5 protein-coding genes are annotated in these 6,716 nt (G+C 58.8%); 3 read left to right on the top strand and 2 right to left on the bottom strand.

The genetic code is table 11. The annotated features are described in order from the left end of the window. The first annotated feature begins 264 nt into the window (after positions 1 to 264). The 3 genes from AC1AX7_RS09360 (at position 265) to AC1AX7_RS09350 (ending at position 3,869) form a co-directional block, all read left to right on the top strand. On the top strand, positions 265 to 666 hold the full coding sequence (locus AC1AX7_RS09360) for a hypothetical protein (protein WP_476509813.1): 402 nt from the start codon (positions 265 to 267) through the stop codon (positions 664 to 666). Positions 667 to 790: 124 nt separating this feature from the next. Beyond that, positions 791 to 2,461, top strand: coding sequence for a phosphate acetyltransferase (gene pta / locus AC1AX7_RS09355; RefSeq protein WP_476509812.1), 1,671 nt, complete (start codon positions 791 to 793; stop codon positions 2,459 to 2,461). 178 nt (positions 2,462 to 2,639) lie between these two features. Next, positions 2,640 to 3,869 (top strand): acetate/propionate family kinase, encoded by a 1,230-nt coding sequence (locus tag AC1AX7_RS09350; protein ID WP_476509811.1) that lies wholly within the window; start codon positions 2,640 to 2,642, stop codon positions 3,867 to 3,869. Between the two features lie 131 nt (positions 3,870 to 4,000). Here the strand turns inward: AC1AX7_RS09350 and aroA are convergent, their stop codons facing one another. Together aroA and AC1AX7_RS09340 are read right to left on the bottom strand one after the other, a co-directional pair. Then, positions 4,001 to 5,392 (bottom strand): 3-phosphoshikimate 1-carboxyvinyltransferase, encoded by a 1,392-nt coding sequence (gene aroA, locus AC1AX7_RS09345; protein ID WP_476509810.1) that lies wholly within the window; start codon positions 5,390 to 5,392, stop codon positions 4,001 to 4,003. Positions 5,393 to 5,759: 367 nt separating this feature from the next. After that, positions 5,760 to 5,996, bottom strand: a complete 237-nt coding sequence (locus tag AC1AX7_RS09340; RefSeq protein ID WP_476509809.1) for a hypothetical protein — start codon at positions 5,994 to 5,996, stop codon at positions 5,760 to 5,762. Positions 5,997 to 6,716 lie beyond the last annotated feature (720 nt).

The raw sequence follows: 6,716 nt of genomic DNA, 5'->3' as shown, positions 1-6,716 counted from the left end.
CAGCCCTTGCGCAGCAGACCGGCGACGCGTCGCATGTACCGGTCGCTGTAACGTCTTCTTCCGTCCTGTGACATGAGAAACCGTACCTCCAAAAATCAGATCAGAATATTTCCAATCCAACTTTTGGGGTGCAGTTCATTGATAACGCCTCCCATATCAATCGCAGCATTGCCTTAATCGCAATACCAAGCGATCCCGTCGCAGAGGATTCAATCCAAGCACGGCAATCGACCGTTTCTGAAAATATGCGAATATCCTTGGTATATGAGGAAACTTGCCGCAAACAAATACGATGTGATTGTGCCGGTGCTGTTTCTGCTAACCGCGCTGGCCTACACCATCGTCTTCGTCACCGCCTTTGCGGATCTGCCTTTGAACATCGGGGCTGCGCACCAGCTTTTGCTGCTGTTCTCCCATGGCGTGCCGATGTTTCTGCTCGAACTTTTGCTATGCAAATATGCTCGCCCTCTTTGGCGGATAGTCGTTCCCGTCATTCTCATCGCAACGCCCGCATTGATTTTCGTGGCTATAGGCGGTTTTTATGTAATCGCATGGATACTGGCCGGAATCTGGTGCGTCGCTCCTGTTGCGGGAAGCCTGTCGGCATGGCTCATTTGGCGAATCAAACGCCATACCGCATCTGGTGGGACGCCAATCAAAAAGTAGATGCGGACCTGCTTATTCCCCGCTCTTTCAACACGCTTATGACGTGTTATCGTTCACGCATTACAATGATTCACGGTGTAACAAAGCGGTCACCTGTGACCATCCTCGTGAATAAGGAGACAACGTGAGTCTTACCAACGTCACCATCATCAGCCCTGAAGCCGCCAATGGCCGCAACGTCGTAGCCCTTGGCGTCGTCAATGCGCTGTCCGCAAAGACCAAGACGGGCGTGTTCCGCCCCGCCGTATGCAAGAAGGATACGTTCACCGACATGCTGCTTACAGCCGCCAATGCCGGCCAGACCCGTGAGCAGGCCGTCGGGGTCTGCCCGCGCCGCGCACGTGAAGATAAGAACGATTCCCGCGCCGACATCGTCGCCGCATACAGCGAAGCCGTCGCCGCAGTACAGCCCGAAGCCATGGTCATCATCGGCACCGACCGCTCCCCCGTCAACGATCCCGCCGCGTTCGCATTCAACGCCGACGTCGCGGCCGACCTGCAGTCTCCGGTGTTCCTCGCCGTCTGCACCATCGAACGCACGCCGGAACAGGTGATGGCGACGGTCAAGGCTTCCACCGCGATCATTGAGGATGCCGGCACGAAGGTGCTGGGCGTGTTCATCACCGGCTGCACGGAAGATCAGAAGACCGCGTTGAAGGAGGCTTTCGCCGATTACACCGTTCCGGTTTGGACGATTCCCGCCGTTGATTTCAGCGAGGAAGGCGCTGCGGAAAAGGCCGCAGCCGCATTCGCCGACAACGCCCCCGCCGATGAGGTCGTGGCGGCGCTTGACGCTCCGTTCGACGCCCCGATCACGCCGTACGCGTTCCAGTACAGCCTGCTGGGCAAGGCCAAGGCCGATAAGAAGACCATCGTGCTGCCTGAGGGCGAGGAAGACCGCATCATCAAGGCCGCCGATTATCTGCTTGCCCGCGACATCGTCGATCTGATCATCGTCGGCGACAAGGATGCGATTTTGGCCCGCGGCGCCGAACTTGGCCTGACTTCGCTGGAGAAGGCCCGTTTCCAGGCGATGGACGATGAGGAAGTGCTTGCTCCGATGGTCGCGAAGCTGTGCGAGCTGCGCGCCAAGAAGGGCATGACCGAGGAGCAGGCCCGCAAGCAGCTGACCGATGCAAGCTATTTCGGCACGATGCTGGTGGTGCTGGGTCAGGCCGACGGCCTGGTTTCCGGCTCGATCAATTCCACCGCGAACACCGTGCGCCCGGCATTGCAGGTCATCAAGACCAAGCCCGGCCAGTCGCTCGTCTCCGGCGCGTTCCTGATGTGCTTCAAGGATCATGTCGCGGTATTCGCCGACTGCGCCATCAACCTCAATCCGAACGCCGAGCAGCTCGCCGACATCGCCATCCAGTCCGCCGAAACCGCTGCCGCATTCGGCATCACGCCGAAGGTCGGCATGCTCTCCTACTCCACCCTCGGCTCCGGCAAGGGCCCGGACGTCGATCTGGTGGAAGAGGCCACGGCCATCGTCAAGGAAAAGGCCCCGGAGCTCGAAGTCGTCGGATCCATCCAGTTCGACGCCGCTTGGTCGCCGACCGTCGCAGCCGCCAAGGCCAAGGGCAATCCGACCGCAGGCCATGTGAACGTGTTCGTGTTCCCGAACCTGTGCGCCGGCAACATCGGCTATAAGGCCGTGCAGCGCTCCTCCGGCGCTCTGGCCGTCGGCCCGGTGCTGCAGGGCCTCAACCGCCCGGTCAACGATCTGAGCCGCGGCGCGCTCGTGCAGGACATCATCAACACCGTCGCGCTGACCGCAATCGAAGCGCAGTGACGCCGCCGCTGTGCGCATTGGATGCATGCGCGTTCCGCACGACGTCCAATGCGCGAAGCCGGACGCGCAGAGGCTGCAAAGCCCGATAATGTCGGGTCTTGTAGCCTCTGACGAGTAATCTATCTATTGGAAAGCCGCTTTCGCGGTACACAAACAAATACATGGGAGGATGCCCACAATGGCGAAAACCGTCCTTGTCATCAATTCCGGCTCCAGCTCGATCAAGTATCAGCTGGTCGACCTCGAGACCGGTGAAGGTCTCGCCTCCGGTCTCGTCGAAAAGATCGGCGAACCGGTCGACGGCCACTACAAGCACGAGTTCAATGGCGAAAAGCATGAGCTGAACGAGCCGATTCACGACCATGAGCAGGGTCTGAAGCGCGTTCTCGGCTTCTTCGATGAATACGGACCGAAGCTTGCCGATGCGGGCATCGTCGCCGTCGGCCACCGCGTCGTCCAGGGCGGCTCCCTCTTCCCGCAGCCGGCTCTCGTCAACGACAAGACCATCAACGAGGTCAAGGATCTGGCCGTTCTCGCTCCGCTGCACAACGGCCCGGAAGCCAAGGGCGCCGAAGTCATGCGCGCGCTGCTGCCGGATGTTCCGCAGGTCTTCGTGTTCGATTCCTCCTTCTTCTTCCAGCTGCCGAAGGCCGCCAGCACCTACGCGCTGAACAAGGAGATCGCCGAGCAGTATCACATCCGTCGCTACGGCGCCCACGGCACCTCCCACGAGTACATCTCCTCCGTGGTTCCGGGCATTGTCGGCAAACCGGCCGAAGGCCTCAAGCAGATCGTTCTGCACATCGGCAACGGCGCTTCCGCCTCCGCTGAAATCGACGGCAAGCCGGTCGAGACCTCCATGGGCCTGACCCCGCTCGAAGGCCTGATGATGGGCGGCCGTACCGGCGACATCGACCCGGCCGTCGTCTTCCACCTGATCCGCAACGCCCACATGAACGTGGACGAACTGGATGCCCTGTTCAACAAGCGTTCCGGCATGATGGGCATGACCGGCTTCGGCGACCTGCGTGAGGTCCATCGCGAAATCGCCGAAGGCAACGAGGACGCCAAGCTGGCTCTCGACGTGTACGTGCACCGCATCGTCGGCTACATCGGCAACTACACCGCTCAGATGGGCGGCGTGGACGTCATCACCTTCACCGCCGGCGTTGGTGAGAACGATGATATCGTGCGCAAGATGGTGTGCGACAAGCTCGCCCCGTTCGGCGTGAAGCTGGACGAGGAGAAGAACGCCACCCGTTCCAAGGAACCGCGCATCATCTCCACCCCGGATTCCTCCATCGTCATCGCCGTCATCCCGACGAACGAAGAGCTGGCCATCGCCCGCAAGTCCGCCGCGATCGCCGCTGAAGGCAAGGATTCCTACGGCAACGTGTTCACCAAGTGAGCATCTCCGGCATGGCACGGCGTGCCATGCCGGTAAGCCTATAAGCCGAGCTTCGGTTTTATGAATGGTTGAGGCCCGACCGGGAAAACCGGTCGGGCCTCAACCATTCCGAGCAGGTCAAATTCAACCTATCAGGCCTTTCTCATGCAGGTAGGCCAATCCCCCAACATCGCCGTCCACATGCCCGTGAAATCCGGAATCGTCTTACGCGTGGTCGCCACGTCGACGATGCCGGTCCCTTCCACGGCAAGGCCGATCATCGCGGCAAAAGTCGCCATACGATGATCCGCATATGTTTCCATCGTTTCGCCATGCAACGCATCGCGCGACACCGGAATGATCCGAATGCCGTCTTCCAATTCCTCCGCCTGCGCGCCAAAACGACGGATCTCCGTGACCAAGGCCGCCAGACGATTCGTCTCATGGCCTCGCAGATGGCCGATGCCGACCAATTCACTGGGCTGATCGGCCAACGCCGCCAATGCGGCAATACTTGGCGTTATCTCGCCGGCGGCCGACATATCGAACCGGCCCAGCCCCAGAATCGTCCCATCCGATGTCGCCGACAGCAAGCCTGACGCGTGCGGATCCGTATTGTCTTCAACCGCCTGCGCGAACGGCATGCCATCCAACGTGACCATCGCCCCCATACGCTGCAGCATGTCCGGCAACAGGCCTCCAGGCTGCGTGGTCGCATATGGCCAGTGCGGCACGCTTACCGTACCGCCCGCGATCATGGCGGCGCCAAGGAACGGAGCCGCATTCGACAGATCCGGCTCCACGACGATCCGCCCCGGCAGTGACAGGGCGGATCCCTCCACCTGCCAGCATGCGGTTTCCGGCATGGTCATGGAGCCGCCAGCCATGCGCACATCCTCCATGGTCATGCGAATATGCGGCATGCTCGGCAGCTTCTCCCCCGTATGGCGCAGCTCAAGGCCGCCCGGCAAGCGGGAGGCGATCAGCAGCAGACCGGAAATGAACTGCGAAGACGAAGACGAATCGATGCTGACCGTTGCGCCATTCGGCAGCGTTTCCGGCGGAATGATCGTAAACGGCAGGAAACCTTCCTCGCCATGGTATTCAATCATGGCACCAAGCTGGCTCAAACCATCCAAAACCGGCTTCATCGGACGTGCATACGCCTGCTCATCACCGTCAAAGAGAACAGGCCCGTCCGCAAACATGGCCAGGCCGGGAACGAAACGCATCACCGTACCGGCCAGACCGCAGAACACGTCCACATCACCACGGAACACGCCGTTCGCCGGCGGAGTCACCGTTACCGTGGTATCTTCATCCGGATCGACTTCGCATTGGACGCCCAACGCTTCCAATGCCGCCATCATCAGTTCGGTATCACGAGAGCGAAGCAGCCCGACCAAAGTGACCGGTCCGCCGCTCAACGCGGCAAGGATCAGATAGCGGTTGGACAGCGATTTGCTGCCCGGAATGGTCACCGTCGCATGCAGCGGATGTTTGGCGATAGGCGCCGGCCATACTTCGTTCATTGCTACACTCATGCCGCCCATCGTATATGAAACGCACCACCACCCCGGGATTATGTCCGCAATGGAAACGTCGCATGCCTCACATTAGCAAGCATGTCGTTCTGTTTGCCCGAAAACGGATTCCCACAACGACGCCCTCACCCTACGCTCGTTATAACCAACGGCCTTTGTTGAGCTGAAGAGCTTTGGAAAATGGCGGTTTTGGTTGTCTTTGTTGAGCCGACTGGGATTGGCTCACCGTGACGGTCATTGTTAACGGATTGTATTCATCGCAGAACCTTGCGGCGGTCGGGTCTTTCGGAGTGTCGAAAAACCGTTTTGAGTTCGCATCTGAACGGACAAAATCCTCAAAATGAGAAAGCGTAAACAGCCTCATGAGTTACGTCCAGAAGTCTCCCAACATGTCTTCCAAATCATCGGCGCTCTTATCGGCGTTAATCCAAACCGCCTGAGTACCCTTCAAATCCTCAATACCGTATGCAGAATATGTCTGCACGCTCAGATTCTCCGCCGTACCGTTATTGTCATCCGCATAAGCGGTTGTCGGGGCAGCGACGGTCATCGTCAACACGACTGCGACAACCATCCCGGTCATCTTCCTCTTGTTCCGAGCCATCTTCCTGCTCCTTCCCTGAAAGCATCGGCCTTTGTCCGATCCGAGAAATTCCCGTCGCCCGTCTTTGGGTATGGAAAGGCCCGTACCTGTCAATCACATGCACGCATCCCCGAACAGGAACGGCACGCCGACGGCAACAATGCCTACCGTCAATCGTAGAAGCACTTTTTTAACAAAAAAGTGAAACTACGACGCGCCGCAGTCGCATCAACCATCTTCCTCGCCACTGTCTCACCCAGCTTCCCCACTATCACCTTATCTATGCTCCTATGCAGGAGGCACGTCTATCTCTTGCGTATCCGATGGTCATCTTCTTGGTCAGAATCGTCTCGCCTGTCTTCCGCCGCCTCTGACTTTGCACATCCCTCTGTTTTTGCTTCCCATTCCTAATCCCGTCACCTGGAAACGACCAAACGTGCGATCTCGAACGAAGCCATGTTGCCCAATTGGTCGAAAAATCAGCTATTTGCGACCAATTGAGCAACATGGCTTCGTCGTAAATAGCAGAAGTGATCGCAAACAGGATGGATCGGGCAAACACCGACTTTGTGCCGGGCGGATTTAGAGCTGGCTGGTGAGATATCGGCGTCCGGATATTGATGTGTACCCCGAATTCCGCACATCGTGTTTAGCCGGCTAGTTGTCGTGCGTATTCCTTTGGGGTTTTCCATCCTAGCCTGGCCTGTCCCCGGCCGTGGTTGTAGTAGTGGATGTATTCGT

The sequence above is a fragment of the Bifidobacterium sp. LH_449 genome, from assembly GCF_056356755.1.
This window is presented reverse-complemented; position numbering and strand designations above follow the sequence as displayed.